Consider the following 15648-nt stretch of genomic DNA (forward strand, 5'->3'; position numbering starts at 1 on the left):
AACATGAAATTCAGACACTTTTGTTTAATGATTATCGCCATGACTTGTATTTTATATGCGCAAGGTCAAAATCAGCAAATTTATCAAATAAAAGCACTAAAAGAAATTGAATCAAGAGGAGTAACAGAAGAGCAATTGAAAGAAAGACTAAGTTCCCGAGGTATCGATTATGATGAGCTTTCTAAAATGAGTTTTGAAGAACTCTCTTTGCTGCAAAATGAAATTGAAGGAGTTGTTAAAGAACTTGAAATTGAAAATAAACAAAAACAATCTCAAAAAAATGTTCCCTCTGCAATTGATGATAATTCAGTAAATAGTTTAAAAATTGCTTCAACTAAATCACTCAATGATACAGTGCCGATAAAAATTGCAGATCCATTAATGGATACAATGAAAAATAAGATTAGCGAACATACTTCCGACAAAAGAAAAGCTGTGTGGGGGCATCATATTTTCAACAAACAAGATGTTCATAAATTCAATTTAACCAATCATGGAAAACCTCCAGGTACTTATGTGCTTGGCGAAGGAGATAAACTAACTATTTCAATATGGGGAAGTAGTCAGTTAAATGAGGTTTATGAAATTAACAAAGAGGGATATATTAATCCTCAAAGAATGCCTCGTATTTTTCTTAAAGGTGTAACTTTAGAAAAAGCCAAAGTAATCACATTAAATACTTTTAAAAGATTTTACCAATTTAATATTAACCAATTTGACCTTTCTCTTAATGAAGGACGAACCATAAATATCAATATTGTAGGTGAAGTTGCCAACACAGGTTCTTTTACAATTGCCGCAAGTCAAACTGCTTTGGATGCAATTATTTCTGCAGGTGGTGTTTCAGAAATTGGAAGTGTACGCAAGATTAAGATAGTAAGTTCTGGAAAGGAGAAAATTCTGGATATATATAAATTTATCCAAAATCCAATCTTGGAAAAAGATTTCTTTATGCAAAATAATGATTTCATTGTTGTACCGGTTGCGGAAAGAATCGTTACCATTGAAGGAGCCGTAAATAGAGCTTCACGATATGAATTGTTAGATGGTGAGGACTTAAACAAATTACTTTTTTATGCTGGTGGTTTGACGGAGGAAGCAATCACTGGTGTAATGCAATTGGAAAGAATTGAAAATGACAGAAGAATAATTCTAGATATCCCTTATAAGGAGTTGCTAAAGGGCAAGGGAGATTTTAAACTTAAAAGAGGAGATTTTATAAAAGTTTTTAAAATCAATTCAGAAGTTGAAGATTATGTTTATTCCAAAGGGGAAGTTAGAGCCCCATCCTCTTATCGTTTTTATTCAGGAATGACCTTAGGAGATCTTATTAAAAAAATTGAATTTACTTCAAAGTCGAACCTGCAGGACGCGTTTATTTTGCGAAAAAATCCAGACCAAACTACCAACCTAATCAGGGTAAATCTAATTGAGGTAAGAAAGGGTTCCGAATCTGCCAATATTGTATTAAAATCTCAGGATGAATTAGTTGTTTACAAACTATCAGATTTTATCGATCGAAGCTACATTTCTGTGAGTGGTGCGGCTCGTCAGCCTGGTAAATTTACAGTAGATGCCAATGAACAATTGAAATTGAAAGATCTTGTTCTTCTAGCTGGTGGACTCAGATCGGATGCGTGGAAGTTTGCGTATTTATTTAGAAAAAAATCAACCAATGACAAAGATTTGGAAGTAATCAGAATTAACCTTGGGAATAAGAATGCAGATTTAAATGAAGACCAAAATATTGCCATACAGCCATTTGATAGTTTATTAATCTTATCTGAGAATGACTTTAGCAATGCTACGTATGTTGAAGTCAATGGAGCAATCAATGCACCTGGTAGATACCATTTTGCTGAAGGAATGACGGTTAATGATTTAATTTCTTTGGCTAATGGTTTTTCATTTTCCGCACTTTCAACAAATATTGATATTTTTCGGGTAGAAATCTTAGATAACAAACCTACCAAAACCATTGTAAAATCATACAACAGTCAGAAAAATCTTAAAGAAGCTCTAGATTCTGGTGCTTTTCAATTACAACCTTTTGATATTGTCGTTGTACGCAAACAACCTGATTTTGAATTACAACAATTGGTAAGTCTTGATGGGGAAATTAAATATCCTGGACTTTACGCATTGTTGAGTCCCAATGAAAAAATATCGGATCTAATCCAAAGAGCAGGAGGATTGGGGCTCGAATCATTTCCGGAAGGGGCCACATTGTACCGAGAGCAGGATGATATAGGTTATATTGTATTGAACTTAAAACATGCATTGAGTTCGGTTAACTCTAGGTATAATTTAATCCTCAAGGATAAAGATGTACTTTATATACCCAAAAAGAAGGATTTGGTTAGAATATCAGGTGCTACTAATGCCTCAAACTTGTATCCGGATAAATTATTAGCTTCAAATAATTCCATAACTGTTGCTTTTCATAGCGGTCGTCGGGCTAAATTCTATTTAAATCATTATGCAGCCGGAATAAATGAAAATGGCGATATTAAAAAGGTGACAGTCGAGCATGCAAATGGTAGAATTGAAAAAACAAGAAACTACTGGTTCTTTAAAAAGTCGCCCAAAGTATATAAAGGGTCAATCATTCATGTAGGATTAAAAGACCCAAAGACCCAAAAAGTAAAAATGGATAAAAAGCAAGTGGATTGGAGTAAAGTGGTAGTCGATACATTTGCCCAAATTACTGCAGTCCTTTCTATTGTATTATTGATTCAGAATCTCAAATAATTATACCATACCATTTGGCATGCCATTCCATTATTCTGCATCCAGCTGAATAAACTGGCCATTTGGCATTACCTCAATTATCCATTTTGAAGTTTCCTGAGGCCTGATATCTTTGCCATCCAAGAATTGTACTCCTTCAACAATATAAATGGTTTGAGGATCATCAATGTTAGCCATCCTTCTGATAAAATGATTACCCTCTGTGAAAAATCCTGCTACTTCAGCATCGTCCACCCATTTACCCGTTTCATCAAAACTGAATAAGATAAAGGAATACTTCATTAATCTCGCCACCCAGAAAACTAAAATATAACCACCTGATGGAGTCTTCCAATGAAAACCAGGCAAAATTTCAGTAAATTCGTCCAATTCAAATGGTAAATTAGGCATAAGCATCTCCTCCAATAATGCAGAAGGCAATTGATCATTGGCCAAACCAAAATCATGTTCAGAACCTTCCTGAAGAGTAAATGGTAAATTGGCTTCAGGGAAGTAAGCGAGCAATTTTAAGAATTGAGAATCCATCATCCACAAAGATGCTTTTTATCTTATTTATTACCAAGAATTTTGCCAGTTTGTCGATACAAATCACCACTGAGTCGAATTTTTATGCAATTACAAGTACTTTGTTTTGCATAGTACTAAATAATGGTATATCTTTGTTTCATCAAATCCAATTCAATGAAACTTGAAAATACAATTGCACAAATGAAAAAGGGAGTTCTGGAGATGTGTATCCTATCCATTATCAACAACAACGAAGCTTATCCTTCTGACATCATCAACCAATTAAAAAGGGGAGAGTTGATCGTAGTGGAAGGGACACTTTATCCCATACTTACCAGATTAAAAAATTTTGGAATGCTCGATTACTACTGGCAGGAATCTACCTCAGGTCCGCCACGGAAGTATTACAAAATCACTGAACTAGGGAAGGAATCCCTTACCCAATTAATAGAAAACTGGAATCAGTTTGTAACAGGAGTCAATCAATCATTAAAAAACCAATTATAATCCATGAACAAAATACTTCACATCAACGTCGGGGGATACCCTTTTTCAATTGATGACATTGCCTACGAAAAGTTGGACACCTACCTTTTATCTCTGAGAAACCATTTTGAAAAATCTGAGGGATGTAAGGAAATAATGCAAGACATAGAATCTCGAATAGCAGAACTCTTCCTCGAAAAGCTTTCCGGAAGATCAATTGTTTCTCCGGAAATTGTACAGCAGACCATTGAAATAATGGGAACCCCTGAAGTTTTTGGAGCAGAATGGGCAAATACTGAGACTAATTCAGGGCAGGATAAGACCTCTGCTGAATGGGGAATAAAGACAGGAAAACGACTATTTAGAGATCCTTATGATTCAAAAATAGCAGGAGTTTGCAGCGGACTTGCGCATTACCTGGGAATTCAGGATGTTGTTTGGGTACGATTAGCTTTTGGGTTTGGTGTTTTAGCTGGAGGATTTACCATACCGCTTTACGCCATACTCTGGGTTGCAACTTCTGAAGCATCAAGCCCTTCTGATAGACTGGCTATGAAAGGGGAACCTATCAATGTGCAAAATATTGCCCGTAAAGTTGAGGAGGAAATCGATAATCTGACAGACAGGTTTGAAAATTGGAATGAAAAAAGAAAATTTCGAAAAAAAAAATGGAGGTCATGATCAGAACTGAAAAATGGCCTTCACCTGCCATCTGCAGCAGAAGATGAATATTGTGGTTATGTATTAAAAAGTAGACTGCCCACCTAATAATTAGGGGGCAGTTTTGTTTGATATATTACCTTCATATTTTACAATTAGATACATTGGTTAATGAGCACAAAAAGTGCATTAATAGTCTTTATCAGAAATCCGGTAATTTCAAGGGTTAAAACCAGAATAGCTTTAACCCACGGGGCAGAAATGGCTCTTCAAATCTACGAGCAACTTCTTGAAATAACTCGGTTACATACTTCATCCTTGCAGATAGATAAATATCTTTTTTACAGTGAATCAATATTAAATGATAATTGGAGTAATGAAATTTATCATAAAAGAACCCAGTCAGGTAATGACCTAGGTGAAAGGATGAAAAATGCATTCACAGACATTTTGAAAAAACATGACAACGCCATAATAATAGGGAGCGATTGTCCATATATTACTTCGGAACTTATTCAGACCGGCTTTGCAGAATTGGAAAATAAAGAAGTGGTCATCGGACCCGCAATAGACGGTGGTTACTATTTACTGGGTATGTCTACTCTTTTACCGTTCTTGTTTGATAATATGCCTTGGAGTACGGATCAGCTGACAAACCAAACCATTAAAATACTTAATCAGAATCATTGTGGATACGCAATCTTACCTAAACTTAATGATGTAGATGAGTACCTGGATTGGGAAAATTATCTTAATCATAGGTAATTTCTCCAAGTTCTTTAACAAGTGGTCAGAATTTGAATATCCGATTTATTCCTTATTGATACCCTGCTTTCACTAAAACTTCCAGGTATTTCCGGATCAAACATCCTTTTTTTTCTCAAATATTAAAAAAACTTTACATTTGTATAGTTTTTGGGCTTACATATACCAAAGTATACTCCATTTACCGTTAATACTAAAACTTAAGTAAAAATATGTTCTTCTTACAAGCTACTGTTTCTGATTCCACTGCTGTGGCCAATGCTATGGCCAGTAAAAGCATTTTTGATATCATTCTGAACAGTGGTCCTTTAGGGGTCACCATTATATCCATTCAAGTCTTATTGTCCATTATTGCTCTTTATATTTTTATAGAAAGATGGCTTACCATAAAGGCAGTGGTTAAAGAAGATGAAAGGGTAATGCAAAACCTTAGGTCAAATATTACGAGTGGAAACGTTGCTGCAATTCAGGGGATTTGTGCCAGTAGCGACACCCCTTTGGCAAGAATGGTTGAAAAGGGCCTTCAGCGTTTGGGTAGACCAATGCCAGAAATCGAAAGCGCAATCGAAAATGTCGGACGTGTAGAAACTTTTAGATTGGAGAAAAAGGTGAATTATCTTTCTTTGATCGCGAGATTGGCTCCGATGTTTGGTTTTCTCGGAACCATCATGGGGGTAATTAAAATATTTTATGATATTTCATTGACCGATAACCTTTCCATTGGTATTATATCTGGTGGATTATATCAGAAAATGCTCACCTCTGCTGGAGGTCTATTCGTAGGTATTGTAGCATTTGTTGGTTATTATTTTCTGACCATGATGCTGGATGAAGAAGTTAATAAATTAGAACGGAGCAGCATTGAATTCATGGACATGTTGCATTCCCCAGTAAAATAAGAATATCCTAAAAAACAAACATATGAATATCAGGGGTAGAAAGCGAGAAGGTGCAGAGTTGAGTGTTGAATCACTTAACGATATTATGTTTTTCCTTCTATTATTTTTTCTTATTGTCTCAACCCTCGCCAACCCCAATGTCATTAAACTTATGCTTCCTTCTTCCAAGCAAAGTGAGCAGACATCAAAGAAACCGATCAGCATTTCTGTAACAAAAGATCTTCGATATTATGTGGAGAAAAAGGAAGTACCCTTTGAAGAATTGGAACCCACATTAAAATCCTTTATTGAAAAAGCACCAGATCTCACTGTGGTCCTGCGATTAGACCAGGGGTTGATGGTCCAGGATATGGTGAATGTACTGCAGATAGGAGTAAACCTCAAGGTTAAGATGGTTCTTGCCACAGAAAGGGTAAAATAAAAACCATAATAAAACCTAAAATAAATGAATGATTCATTTATGTCATTCATTCATTCACAAATGAGATTGCAGTTTAAAAATTAATTTCTCAATGGTTTGTTGTGTTCAAGCATGAACTGAATTCTTTCCAAAGTTTTTGGTTCTGAACAAAGGCTAAGAAAAGCTTCCCTTTCTATATCCAATAAATATTGCTCACTCACTTTTTGAGGTGAAGAAAGATCGCCTCCGCACAAAACATATGCGATTTTCTTGGCTATCTTAATATCATGTTCAGAAGCGTAATTTCCTCTTTTAAGACTATTTGCGCCGGTATATAAAGCAGCAAGTCCTGAGCGTCCCAGGACCATAATATCTTTTCTAGGAGATGCCATAATATAATTTTCAGCCAATTGGAGAACTTTCAATTTAGCTTGGTATATCGCATTATTCCCATGGATACAGACCTGATCCCGATCAGATAGCAAATAACCAAAGTCAAATGCTTCATACGCACTTGTAGCAACAGAAGCCATTGCTATTGTTTTAAATTTTTCTATTAATTGCGGTATATGAACTTCCCCTTCTTTGAGTTGGTCTGATAATCGCAATGCAAATTCTTTTGTACCGCCTCCTCCTGGTAATAATCCAACGCCAACTTCAACTAAACCAATATAAGACTCTACCGAACAAATAGCGGCATCACAATGCATAAGAATTTCGGTTCCACCTCCGAATACATATCCCTGAGTAGCAGTCACCACCGGAATGGAAGAATACCTGCAACGCATGGAAGTATTTTGAAATAACCGTACAGCCAAATCCAATTGATCATAATCCTGTTGAAAAGCCATCATGCCAATCAACATTAAATTGGCTCCTACGGTAAAATTAGTTGCATTGTTTCCGATTACAATTCCTTTCCAGCCTTGTGTTTCCGCAAGGTTTATGGATTCTTGGATGCCAGTTAAAATACCTTCTCCAATCGCATTATATTTACTCCTGAACTCTAAGCAGAGTACACCATCTCCAATATCATATAAATAGACTTCAGGGTTTTTATAAACTACTTTAGTTTCATCAAGTAGTCTCAATTGAATATTTTCTGTTTGGCCTGGCAAGGCAGTATATTGGTTTAGGGCAATATCCCAATACAATAGTTGACCTTGGGTTAGTTTGTAAAATGCAGGAGCACCAAATGTAGGCATATTTTTTACCCATTCGGGTTCTTCTAATCCGACTTCCCGGATCAACTCTAGGCCAGTTTCGAAACCAACTGCATCCCATGTTTCAAAAGGCCCTAGCTCCCAGCCAAATCCACTTTTCATGGCAAGATCAATAGGGAAAAACTGATCTGAAATCTCAGGAATCCGATGGGATGCATAAGCAAATAAATAACCCAAAGATTTACGTATCAAATCACCTCCGGCGTCTTTGCATTTAATCAGAGCCCTTAATCTTTTTGGCAAATCCTCGATTTGTTTGGCTATTTGTATACTTTCAAGTTTGGCTTTTGGCTCCTGACGATATTCATGTGTTTGCAGATCAAGGGCAAGTATAATATTCTTTCCAGATTCGTCTCTCTCATCGGTTTTTGCAAAAAATCCCTTACCTGACTTTTGTCCATACCATTTATTATCCAACAGAAACTTTAAATACGGAGGAAGCTGGATACCTTGAATAATTTGATCATCCGGGCAATTTTGTTTCAGACCCTGTATAACCATCATCGCTGTATCCAATCCCACCAAATCAGTTAGTCTGTAAGTACCTGACTTTGGTCTGCCAATGGCCGGACCTGTGAGTTTGTCTACTTCGCCAATATTCAATTTTAACTCAAAGGCAAGTTCAAAAATTTTGGCCATTACAGGTACACCGATTCTATTGGCTACAAATGCCGGGGTGTCTTTGCAAACCACAATGTTTTTTCCGAGAAACCGATTACAAAAGTGCTGAAGAAAACTTATAACATCAACAGAAGTTTCAACTGTTGGAATAAGTTCTAATAATTTTAAATACCTTGGTGGGTTGAAGAAGTGAGTTCCGCAAAAATTCTTTTTAAAATCTTCTGATCTTCCTTGCGTTAAAAGATTGATGGGAATACCAGAAGTGTTAGTAGTGATTAGACTGCCAATTTTACGGTGTTGTTCAATTCTCTCATAAATAGATTTTTTGATGTCAATTTTTTCTACCACCGCCTCCAAAATCCAATCACAATCTTTAAGCTTGTTTGAATCTTCATCATAGTTACCTATTGTGATCCGTTGTAAAAAACTTTTATGAAATATATTGGAGGGTTTTGCCTTAATGCATTTATCCAAAGCTTCTCGGACAATTTTATTTTTGTCTGGTGAATCATGAGCCAAATCCAGAAGAAGAACCTGAAAACCCGCTCCTGCAAAATGACTTGCAATAGCCGAACCCATCAATCCTGATCCAAGTACGGCTACTTTATTTATTCGTCTGGTATTCATATGGTAAATTTCGTGAATTTACCGATAATGACAACAGAAATCAATAGATATTGGAAAAAGTGTTATTTAATCTGAAAGCTAAGGTCTTAATGACTTCTTAAATAATCTTTGTGTCTTCAATGTTTCACCGTCATTGGCTTGAAATTGTAACAGATATACCCCATCCACCAAATCAGCAACATTGAAACATTTTTTTCCGAATTCGAGCGGTATTTTTTTAAGACTTTTGCCGAGAAGATCCCGGACAATAACTTGGCTCACTTTACCTGTTTCATCTTTGATATTTACCAAATCATACGCGGGATTAGGATAAAAGCTAATTGAATTTCCAGCATTTAAATATTTGGTGGATGAGCTAACTTCTTCATTTAGTTGCAGGTTCACTTTAGCAGATCCGTCTCCTGAAAGATCATTATCTGCATTGACACCATTTCCGGCGGCATAAAAACTCACAGGGCCTGAGCCCGCTGTAGGTGCAGTCCAGTTAATTTCAAAAATGTTGACATCACTTCGATTATTGTGCTCTGCATATAATCTGTTGTTTAAGGCAGTACTGATTTTGACATTTTTTGTGGCAGGACTTAAATTTTTTAAATCCGGCCCATCTATGCCCAGAGAGGCATTCAGAACAAGCATCTGAAAGCCATAGCCCTTGGGAGTATTGCCACCTATATGATTTACAGTAACTTTAACCAAATACTTTTCTCCTGGTTTATAGCTTGCAACAGTATCTCCATTGAAGAAAACTTGTAATTTAAGACTTACATCAATCGGACCGTTATGACAACTTTTGCAAACCGTATTTTCCTTTGGCGCACCTGTGCTGCCAATACCCTGCGAACCTGCTCGCCCACCTTTGTTAGACATGGTAATAAGGCCAATAAAAGTCAAAATAAAAACGATGTACAAATACTTCATAAGCCCAGAGTTTAGTGTGACAAAATTATATCCTCTTAGATGTAAACCAATTTAAGGTAATGTTAAATTTGCCAAAAGATTAAAATTGTGTATTTGACTGTATAAAGGAATAATAGTTAAAAATTGTACTCGCTATTTTTTCCCTTAATTCCCTTAAATAAGGACTCCAAATAGTCCATGTCCTTTTTCTCATCCTCTGATGGGATAAATGGTGGAAGGAATTTAACTTCGTGGGAGCCAAAGTCAAATTGGCAGGGAATAATTGGGATACCAGCTCCTTTGGCGATAAAGTAAAAACCTGTTTTGAAGTGTTCAACTTTCTTTCTTGTTCCTTCGGGGGCCATTACAATGGCAAAATTATCATGAGCATTGAATATATTGACATAGGACTGTACCAAATTAGTGGATCGGTTTCTTTCCACAGGATACCCTCCCAGCGCTCTGAAAATTATTCCAAGGGGAAATCTGAATAAGCTGGATTTACCAAGATATTTTACTTTGTCCAGTCGACAAGCTTTGCGGACCAACAAACCCAATGGAAAATCCCAGTTGGAGGTGTGTGGAGCAACAATAATAATATACTTTTTAAGATGATGCATTTGTTCAAAACCGCTGGTCTTCCAACCCATCAATTGGAGCAACAGCCTGCAAATCCATGTCATATCTTTGAGCTTAAATTATGTTATGATAAACAAAGCTAATCAAGAAAATGGTAATCTCATAGAAGCCGAAGATTCCGGTTTTGGAAAGTCTTATAGTGCCCAGTTTGGTCGAATGATTTTGCCAGATGGCAGGTTTAATGTTGAGCGGGTGGGGAAAAAAGCCCATTCCTGGTTTCATGAATTGATCAATTTGTCCTGGCCAATATTTCTGTTGTTGATTTTTATTTTTTACAGTTTAGTGAATTTTGTATTTGCAGGTATTTATTTCCTGATTGGTCCGGAACAAATCAATGGAATAGAGCCAGGACCAAGCTGGTCTTTATTTTTACAGTGTTATTTCTTTTCAGTTCAATCATTTACTACAGTAGGGTATGGTGGGCTTCATCCTACTGGATTTGGTGCTAGTTTTCTGGCAGGAATAGAAGCATTGTCAGGACTATTAACTTTTGCCATCATCACAGGTCTGGTCTATTCCAAATTTTCCATCCCGGGTAAACACATTATTTCCTCTAACAATTTGCTCTTTGCGCCCTACAAGGAAATAAAATCCATACAGGTAAGAATTGCCAATGAAAATCAGTACGATCTGCTAGATATTGAAGCTAATTTAATCGTCGCATACATTCCGGAGCAATCCAAAGCCCGGGTTGTGCGAACACTCCCATTGGAAATTAAAAAAATAGCCATGTTTCCATTAAGCTGGACATTGGTACATCCTTTAAATGAAGAGAGTGAATTAAGGAATTTTTCAAGGGAAGAATTCCTGCGACTCAATTTTGAATTCATTTTGCTGGTAAGCGCGTATGATGAAGGCACTGGAAGGACTATTAAAAGTATACATTCATATGATAAATCCGACTTTGTTTTTAATGCTAAATTCAAACCAATGTTTGAATTAAAAGATGGTAAAACTTACCTCCATTTGGATAAAATCAATGAAATTGAACATTTGGATTAAACCATTTGAATAAATAATTATCTAACCTTTAAATCGATTCTTTTGAAACATGCAGATGATGAAGTAATCCTGGATTTAATTAAAAACTCAGGCAGTTTGGAAAGAGGTTTTCGTGCTTTGATGGAAAAATACCAGGAAAAGTTGTACTGGAATATCAGGAGAATGGTACTGAATCACGATGATGCAGATGACGTTCTGCAAAATACCTTTATAAAGGTATACCGAAATATTGGACAGTTTGAACAAAAAAGCAGCCTGTTTACCTGGTTGTACAGGATCGCCACCAATGAAACCCTTAGTTTCATAGAGAGAAACAAGAAGTGGAAATATGATAACCTGGAAGATCAAAGCGAGCATCCAGCAATCTTGGCTTTAAAGTCCGATCCTTATTTTGATGGAGATGAGATCAGTCTTAGACTGGAAGCGGCCGTGTTGACATTACCTGATAAGCAAAGGCAGGTCTTCCAGATGAGGTATTATGAAGAGATGTCTTATAAAGATATAGCAGAAATATTAAATACTTCTGAAGGAGCATTGAAGGCATCTTTTCATCATGCAGTAAAGAAAATTGAAGAATTTGTTAAATCAAAAGAAGATAGCTTCTAAGTTGTTAAGTAAATGGATGATAATATAATATATGAACCCGAATTCCTGCACCTTTTAAAAGAAAGAGGTTCTTTTAAAGTGCCTGAACTTTATTTTGAGGAATTTTTAGAGCGGAATGAAAAAATAAGCCAGTTTGGTTACTTAGAATCTGATTTAAAGAGTCAGGATTTTCAAAATTGCCCAAAGGATTATTTTAAAGAGCTTCCGGATCTGATTTTAGAAAAAGTAAGGATTGATCATGTTTTACCTCATCAAGATAATTCGAAATTTCAAATACCTCAGGGGTATTTCCAAAACTTGTCAGACGAGGTTTTAGGGCAAATAAAGCATGACCAGACCTTAGCCCCAAAAAAATATTTCAGAAGTAGTTGGTTATACGCAGTGGCAGCAATGTTTGTTTTGGCTGTTTCACTAGTGGTGCTCAATTACCAAAATAACCAATTAGACAAGAATCTGGATCTCAGTAAAATTGATGAAGAGGTATTGATGGAATTTGCTTATGAAAATGCTGGAGATATGGATTCAGAAAGTTTAGCAAATTTATTGGATGAGGATGAATTGTATGAAATGGATCTCCAAATTGAATTAGGTGGAAATGATTTGGATGAAATGATTGAATTTTATCAATAAAAAATAAATGTTATGAGAAATGTAATGACAATATTATTAGGTTTTCTTATTCTTGGCAATAAGATGATTGCTCAAGAAGATAATGCGGAAGATTATGGGAAAAAGGAAAGATTTAGAGAAAAACTTGAAGCCCAGCGAATTGCTTACATTACCAATAAATTGGATTTGAGTTCTGAAGAATCCATAAAATTTTGGCCGGTTTATAACGAATATTCCAAAAAAAGATTGGAAATCAGAAAAGAAACCAGGGAATTGAGGCAGGGAAGGGGTGATAATCGAAATTCTGTGGATGATCAATTGGCTATTCAGGAGAAGGAGCTTCATCTGAAGAGGGATTATTATAATAGATTCAAACTTTTATTGCCAGAGAAAAAATTGAGCAGACTTGAAGAAGTGGAAAAAGAGTTCAACATGGAGGTAATAAAAACCCTGAGAGAACGAAGAAATAATAGATCTGGAGGTAGGTGATTCCTGTTTAGAATTCATTGAACAGCCTTCCGTCCGTAACTCATCTTAATTTACCGGTGACAGGAATTCCTAAAGTGCCCTAGATCAGGGGAACTTCACAGGTAGTTAAGGAATTTTAAAATTGAGTCCATACAGAATATTTTGCATGAACCTGTTGTAATTTTTGAATTTGTAATTGGTTGTTTTAAGGGGGCATTTAACCAATTAACATGTCTAAGATTAGTAAATATGCCGGTTTTTAAGCTGTGGCTTACAGTTTAAGTATCCTATATTTTCAACACGATAGTTTTTTAAAACAAAAAAAATACGGAAACTCAATAGCATCCGTATTTTTTTAATTTATCTATTTAATTAAGCGAGTAGCTTAAAAAATTATTTTTTAGCAGGGGTAGCAGTTTCCGCTGTTTTTAACGCTCTTGGAATCTCAATAGATACAATTGGCGTCGCAGCTGGAGTGACAATCTCAATACCATTTTCCGGGGTAATATCTCGGATTCTCATGGTCTGACCTAAATCCAAGGTAGTGATGTCGACAAAAAGCTCAGAAACCAAATGTTCGGGAACAGTCTTGATTTTGATCATCCTCATCCTCTGAACCATTTTTCCTCCTGATTTTACCCCAACAGCGGCACCTTTAAGCCTTAGTGGAAGCTCAACCTTGATGGAAGTTCCCGGCACTAACTTTAAGAAATCTATGTGTACCACAGCATCAGTAACCGGATGCCATTGTATTTCTTTAAGAATGCAACGATGAGTTGTTCCACCCAGAACGATGTCTGCGTATTTAAAATCCGGATTGTAAATCAATGATTTAAGATCTCCATTGGTTGCGTTGAACTGGATATTCTCATCCTTTGAGTACAGAACACAAGGAACAAGGCCTTCTTTTCGGTAGGACTTTGCGGCCTCTTTACCTATTTTACTTCTTTCTTGACCGTTAATGACGACTGATTTCATGAATCTTCAGTTTAAAAATTCTTTAAAAGGAGCGCAAAGATAGCAAGAAACTAAATAAAATGATAAAAAATTTAGCTTTTATCCATAAATAATGCAGTAATTGATCTATGCTCGTGGGTATTTCGAATGGCTCTGGCAAATAATTTGGCAGAAGACAGCACAGTGATTTTAGGAATTTCCTTGCGTAGTGGGAGGGTATCGGAGACAATTAGCTCATCAATAGAGGAATTCATAATCACATCATAAGCTTTTCCTGACAAAACAGGGTGGGTGCAAATTGCTTTAACTTTAGTAGCTCCTTTGGCAATGAGGGCATCAGCAGCTTTGGAAAGGGTACCTGCAGTATCCACAATATCATCGATCAAATATACTTCCTTTCCCTTTGGGTCGCCTATAACGGTGATTCCTTCCACTTCATTGGCCTTTTTGCGGTATTTATCACAAATGACCAAATCCTTCTGAAAGTATTTTGCATAATTTCTAGCCCTTTTGACACCACCCACATCTGCACAGGAAAAAATGACATTTTCCATATTTGTGTTTTCCAGAAAGGGCATGAATATCGCTTCAGATTTTAGATGATCCACAGGAATGTCAAAAAAGCCCTGAATTTGATCAGCATGCAGGTCCATAGTCATGATTCTGTTGGCCCCGGCAGCTTGGATTAGATTTGCAATGAGTTTTGATGAAATCGGTACTCTTGGTTTGTCTTTTCGGTCTTGTCTGGCGTAACCAAAATATGGGATAACTGCTGTAATGTAATCGGCTGAAGCCCGCTTGGCAGCATCAATCATGAGTAACAATTCCATAAGATTGTCAGAAGGCGCAAAAGTGGATTGAATAAAAAAGGAAAATGTTCCTCTTACAGACTCATTTATTACTGGTTGCATTTCCCCGTCTGAGAATTTTTGAATGTTCATGTCTCCAAGAGGGAATCCATAATGGTCAGAAATCTGACTTGCGAGATACATGGATTGTGTACCTGAAAAAAGCTTTACGTGTTGCATCTTTGCTAATATGAGGCACAAAGGTAGTAATTTTACCATTTGTTCACATGGTCAGTTAAAATGCAGAGAATTCAGGGATTATTCGTTAGTAATTCAGGAAATATTGGGCGGGGAGTATTTACAGCCGAATTTATTCCTTCTGGTTCAATAATTGAAATTTGCCCAGTCCTTGTCATTCCAAAGGATGAAGTAGATGTAATCCATGAAACAGAACTCCATGATTATTATTTTATTTGGGGTGAAGAAGATGAAGCCGCGGCTATTGCCCTTGGGTATGGCTCTTTATACAATCATTCATACCAACCAAACGCAAATTTTATTTTGGATCTGGATAACCAATCCATTGATATATTTTCAATCAAAGACATACAGGTAGGAGAAGAAATTACCTTCAATTATCATGGAGACCCAGAAGCCAAAGATGAATTGTGGTTTGATGAAGATGGCAAAAGAATTAAAAGAATAAAATACAAGACTTAAAATTTTTGATTACTTTTTAAATC

Annotated in this window: 17 protein-coding genes; 11 read left to right on the forward strand and 6 right to left on the reverse strand. The window is 36.2% G+C overall.

What is annotated here, in order from left to right; genetic code table 11:
* The first annotated feature begins 3 nt into the window (after positions 1-3).
* The gene (locus IPJ83_05625; protein MBK7880022.1) at positions 4-2751 is read left to right on the forward strand and encodes an SLBB domain-containing protein; all 2748 of its coding nucleotides are present in this window, start codon (positions 4-6) and stop codon (positions 2749-2751) included.
* A gap of 30 nt (positions 2752-2781) precedes the next feature.
* Here IPJ83_05625 and IPJ83_05630 read toward each other — a convergent pair whose 3' ends face one another.
* Complete coding sequence (locus IPJ83_05630; protein MBK7880023.1) at positions 2782-3279, reverse strand: hypothetical protein; 498 nt, start codon at positions 3277-3279, stop codon at positions 2782-2784.
* 153 nt (positions 3280-3432) lie between these two features.
* On the opposite strand from IPJ83_05630, the gene IPJ83_05635 reads away from it, so the two are divergent.
* The 5 genes from IPJ83_05635 to IPJ83_05655 all read left to right on the forward strand — a co-directional run bounded on the left by IPJ83_05635 (position 3433) and on the right by IPJ83_05655 (position 6489).
* Complete coding sequence (locus tag IPJ83_05635; protein ID MBK7880024.1) at positions 3433-3765, forward strand: PadR family transcriptional regulator; 333 nt, start codon at positions 3433-3435, stop codon at positions 3763-3765.
* A gap of 3 nt (positions 3766-3768) precedes the next feature.
* The gene (locus IPJ83_05640; protein ID MBK7880025.1) at positions 3769-4425 is read left to right on the forward strand and encodes a PspC domain-containing protein; all 657 of its coding nucleotides are present in this window, start codon (positions 3769-3771) and stop codon (positions 4423-4425) included.
* Between the two features lie 150 nt (positions 4426-4575).
* Positions 4576-5169 carry a TIGR04282 family arsenosugar biosynthesis glycosyltransferase gene (locus IPJ83_05645; protein MBK7880026.1) on the forward strand — a complete coding sequence of 198 codons (594 nt, stop codon included), beginning with the start codon at positions 4576-4578 and terminating at the stop codon, positions 5167-5169.
* Between the two features lie 212 nt (positions 5170-5381).
* Positions 5382-6068 (forward strand): MotA/TolQ/ExbB proton channel family protein, encoded by a 687-nt coding sequence (locus tag IPJ83_05650; GenBank protein MBK7880027.1) that lies wholly within the window; start codon positions 5382-5384, stop codon positions 6066-6068.
* 22 nt (positions 6069-6090) lie between these two features.
* Positions 6091-6489 carry a biopolymer transporter ExbD gene (locus IPJ83_05655; protein MBK7880028.1) on the forward strand — a complete coding sequence of 133 codons (399 nt, stop codon included), beginning with the start codon at positions 6091-6093 and terminating at the stop codon, positions 6487-6489.
* An 80-nt stretch (positions 6490-6569) separates the two neighbouring features.
* On the opposite strand, the gene IPJ83_05660 is transcribed toward IPJ83_05655, so the two are convergent.
* From IPJ83_05660 to IPJ83_05670, 3 genes are all read right to left on the reverse strand, one after another.
* On the reverse strand, positions 6570-8939 hold the full coding sequence (locus IPJ83_05660) for a 3-hydroxyacyl-CoA dehydrogenase/enoyl-CoA hydratase family protein (protein ID MBK7880029.1): 2370 nt from the start codon (positions 8937-8939) through the stop codon (positions 6570-6572).
* Positions 8940-9017: 78 nt separating this feature from the next.
* Positions 9018-9857, reverse strand: a complete 840-nt coding sequence (locus IPJ83_05665) for a T9SS type A sorting domain-containing protein (protein MBK7880030.1) — start codon at positions 9855-9857, stop codon at positions 9018-9020.
* A 116-nt stretch (positions 9858-9973) separates the two neighbouring features.
* On the reverse strand, positions 9974-10519 hold the full coding sequence (locus IPJ83_05670; protein MBK7880031.1) for a 1-acyl-sn-glycerol-3-phosphate acyltransferase: 546 nt from the start codon (positions 10517-10519) through the stop codon (positions 9974-9976).
* Positions 10520-10541: 22 nt separating this feature from the next.
* Between IPJ83_05670 and IPJ83_05675 the strand changes: the two genes are divergently transcribed.
* The 4 genes from IPJ83_05675 (at position 10542) to IPJ83_05690 (ending at position 13181) form a co-directional block, all read left to right on the forward strand.
* Positions 10542-11477 carry a transporter gene (locus IPJ83_05675; protein ID MBK7880032.1) on the forward strand — a complete coding sequence of 312 codons (936 nt, stop codon included), beginning with the start codon at positions 10542-10544 and terminating at the stop codon, positions 11475-11477.
* Positions 11478-11597: 120 nt separating this feature from the next.
* The gene (locus tag IPJ83_05680) at positions 11598-12083 is read left to right on the forward strand and encodes an RNA polymerase sigma factor (GenBank protein MBK7880033.1); all 486 of its coding nucleotides are present in this window, start codon (positions 11598-11600) and stop codon (positions 12081-12083) included.
* A 12-nt stretch (positions 12084-12095) separates the two neighbouring features.
* Complete coding sequence (locus IPJ83_05685) at positions 12096-12713, forward strand: hypothetical protein (protein MBK7880034.1); 618 nt, start codon at positions 12096-12098, stop codon at positions 12711-12713.
* A gap of 12 nt (positions 12714-12725) precedes the next feature.
* Positions 12726-13181 (forward strand): hypothetical protein, encoded by a 456-nt coding sequence (locus tag IPJ83_05690; GenBank protein ID MBK7880035.1) that lies wholly within the window; start codon positions 12726-12728, stop codon positions 13179-13181.
* Between the two features lie 372 nt (positions 13182-13553).
* On the opposite strand, the gene IPJ83_05695 is transcribed toward IPJ83_05690, so the two are convergent.
* Both IPJ83_05695 and IPJ83_05700 read right to left on the reverse strand, forming a co-directional pair.
* Entirely contained in the window at positions 13554-14138 is a 585-nt protein-coding gene (locus tag IPJ83_05695; protein MBK7880036.1) for a 50S ribosomal protein L25, read from the reverse strand.
* A 71-nt stretch (positions 14139-14209) separates the two neighbouring features.
* Complete coding sequence (locus tag IPJ83_05700; GenBank protein ID MBK7880037.1) at positions 14210-15145, reverse strand: ribose-phosphate pyrophosphokinase; 936 nt, start codon at positions 15143-15145, stop codon at positions 14210-14212.
* A gap of 60 nt (positions 15146-15205) precedes the next feature.
* Here IPJ83_05700 and IPJ83_05705 point away from each other — a divergent pair, with 60 nt between their 5' ends.
* Positions 15206-15625, forward strand: a complete 420-nt coding sequence (locus tag IPJ83_05705) for an SET domain-containing protein-lysine N-methyltransferase (GenBank protein MBK7880038.1) — start codon at positions 15206-15208, stop codon at positions 15623-15625.
* The last annotated feature ends 23 nt before the right edge of the window (positions 15626-15648 follow it).

The organism is Candidatus Vicinibacter proximus (assembly GCA_016713905.1).
Taxonomy (GTDB): domain Bacteria; phylum Bacteroidota; class Bacteroidia; order Chitinophagales; family Saprospiraceae; genus Vicinibacter; species Vicinibacter proximus.

Coding starts and splice junctions, on each gene's coding strand:
- IPJ83_05625 (MBK7880022.1), top strand. CDS start 4: ATGAAATTCAGACACTTTTGTTTAATGATTATCGCCATGACTTGTATT.
- IPJ83_05630 (MBK7880023.1), bottom strand. CDS start 3,279: ATGATGGATTCTCAATTCTTAAAATTGCTCGCTTACTTCCCTGAAGCC.
- IPJ83_05635 (MBK7880024.1), top strand. CDS start 3,433: ATGAAACTTGAAAATACAATTGCACAAATGAAAAAGGGAGTTCTGGAG.
- IPJ83_05640 (MBK7880025.1), top strand. CDS start 3,769: ATGAACAAAATACTTCACATCAACGTCGGGGGATACCCTTTTTCAATT.
- IPJ83_05645 (MBK7880026.1), top strand. CDS start 4,576: ATGAGCACAAAAAGTGCATTAATAGTCTTTATCAGAAATCCGGTAATT.
- IPJ83_05650 (MBK7880027.1), top strand. CDS start 5,382: ATGTTCTTCTTACAAGCTACTGTTTCTGATTCCACTGCTGTGGCCAAT.
- IPJ83_05655 (MBK7880028.1), top strand. CDS start 6,091: ATGAATATCAGGGGTAGAAAGCGAGAAGGTGCAGAGTTGAGTGTTGAA.
- IPJ83_05660 (MBK7880029.1), bottom strand. CDS start 8,939: ATGAATACCAGACGAATAAATAAAGTAGCCGTACTTGGATCAGGATTG.
- IPJ83_05665 (MBK7880030.1), bottom strand. CDS start 9,857: ATGAAGTATTTGTACATCGTTTTTATTTTGACTTTTATTGGCCTTATT.
- IPJ83_05670 (MBK7880031.1), bottom strand. CDS start 10,519: ATGACATGGATTTGCAGGCTGTTGCTCCAATTGATGGGTTGGAAGACC.
- IPJ83_05675 (MBK7880032.1), top strand. CDS start 10,542: ATGATAAACAAAGCTAATCAAGAAAATGGTAATCTCATAGAAGCCGAA.
- IPJ83_05680 (MBK7880033.1), top strand. CDS start 11,598: ATGGAAAAATACCAGGAAAAGTTGTACTGGAATATCAGGAGAATGGTA.
- IPJ83_05685 (MBK7880034.1), top strand. CDS start 12,096: ATGGATGATAATATAATATATGAACCCGAATTCCTGCACCTTTTAAAA.
- IPJ83_05690 (MBK7880035.1), top strand. CDS start 12,726: ATGAGAAATGTAATGACAATATTATTAGGTTTTCTTATTCTTGGCAAT.
- IPJ83_05695 (MBK7880036.1), bottom strand. CDS start 14,138: ATGAAATCAGTCGTCATTAACGGTCAAGAAAGAAGTAAAATAGGTAAA.
- IPJ83_05700 (MBK7880037.1), bottom strand. CDS start 15,145: ATGCAACACGTAAAGCTTTTTTCAGGTACACAATCCATGTATCTCGCA.
- IPJ83_05705 (MBK7880038.1), top strand. CDS start 15,206: ATGCAGAGAATTCAGGGATTATTCGTTAGTAATTCAGGAAATATTGGG.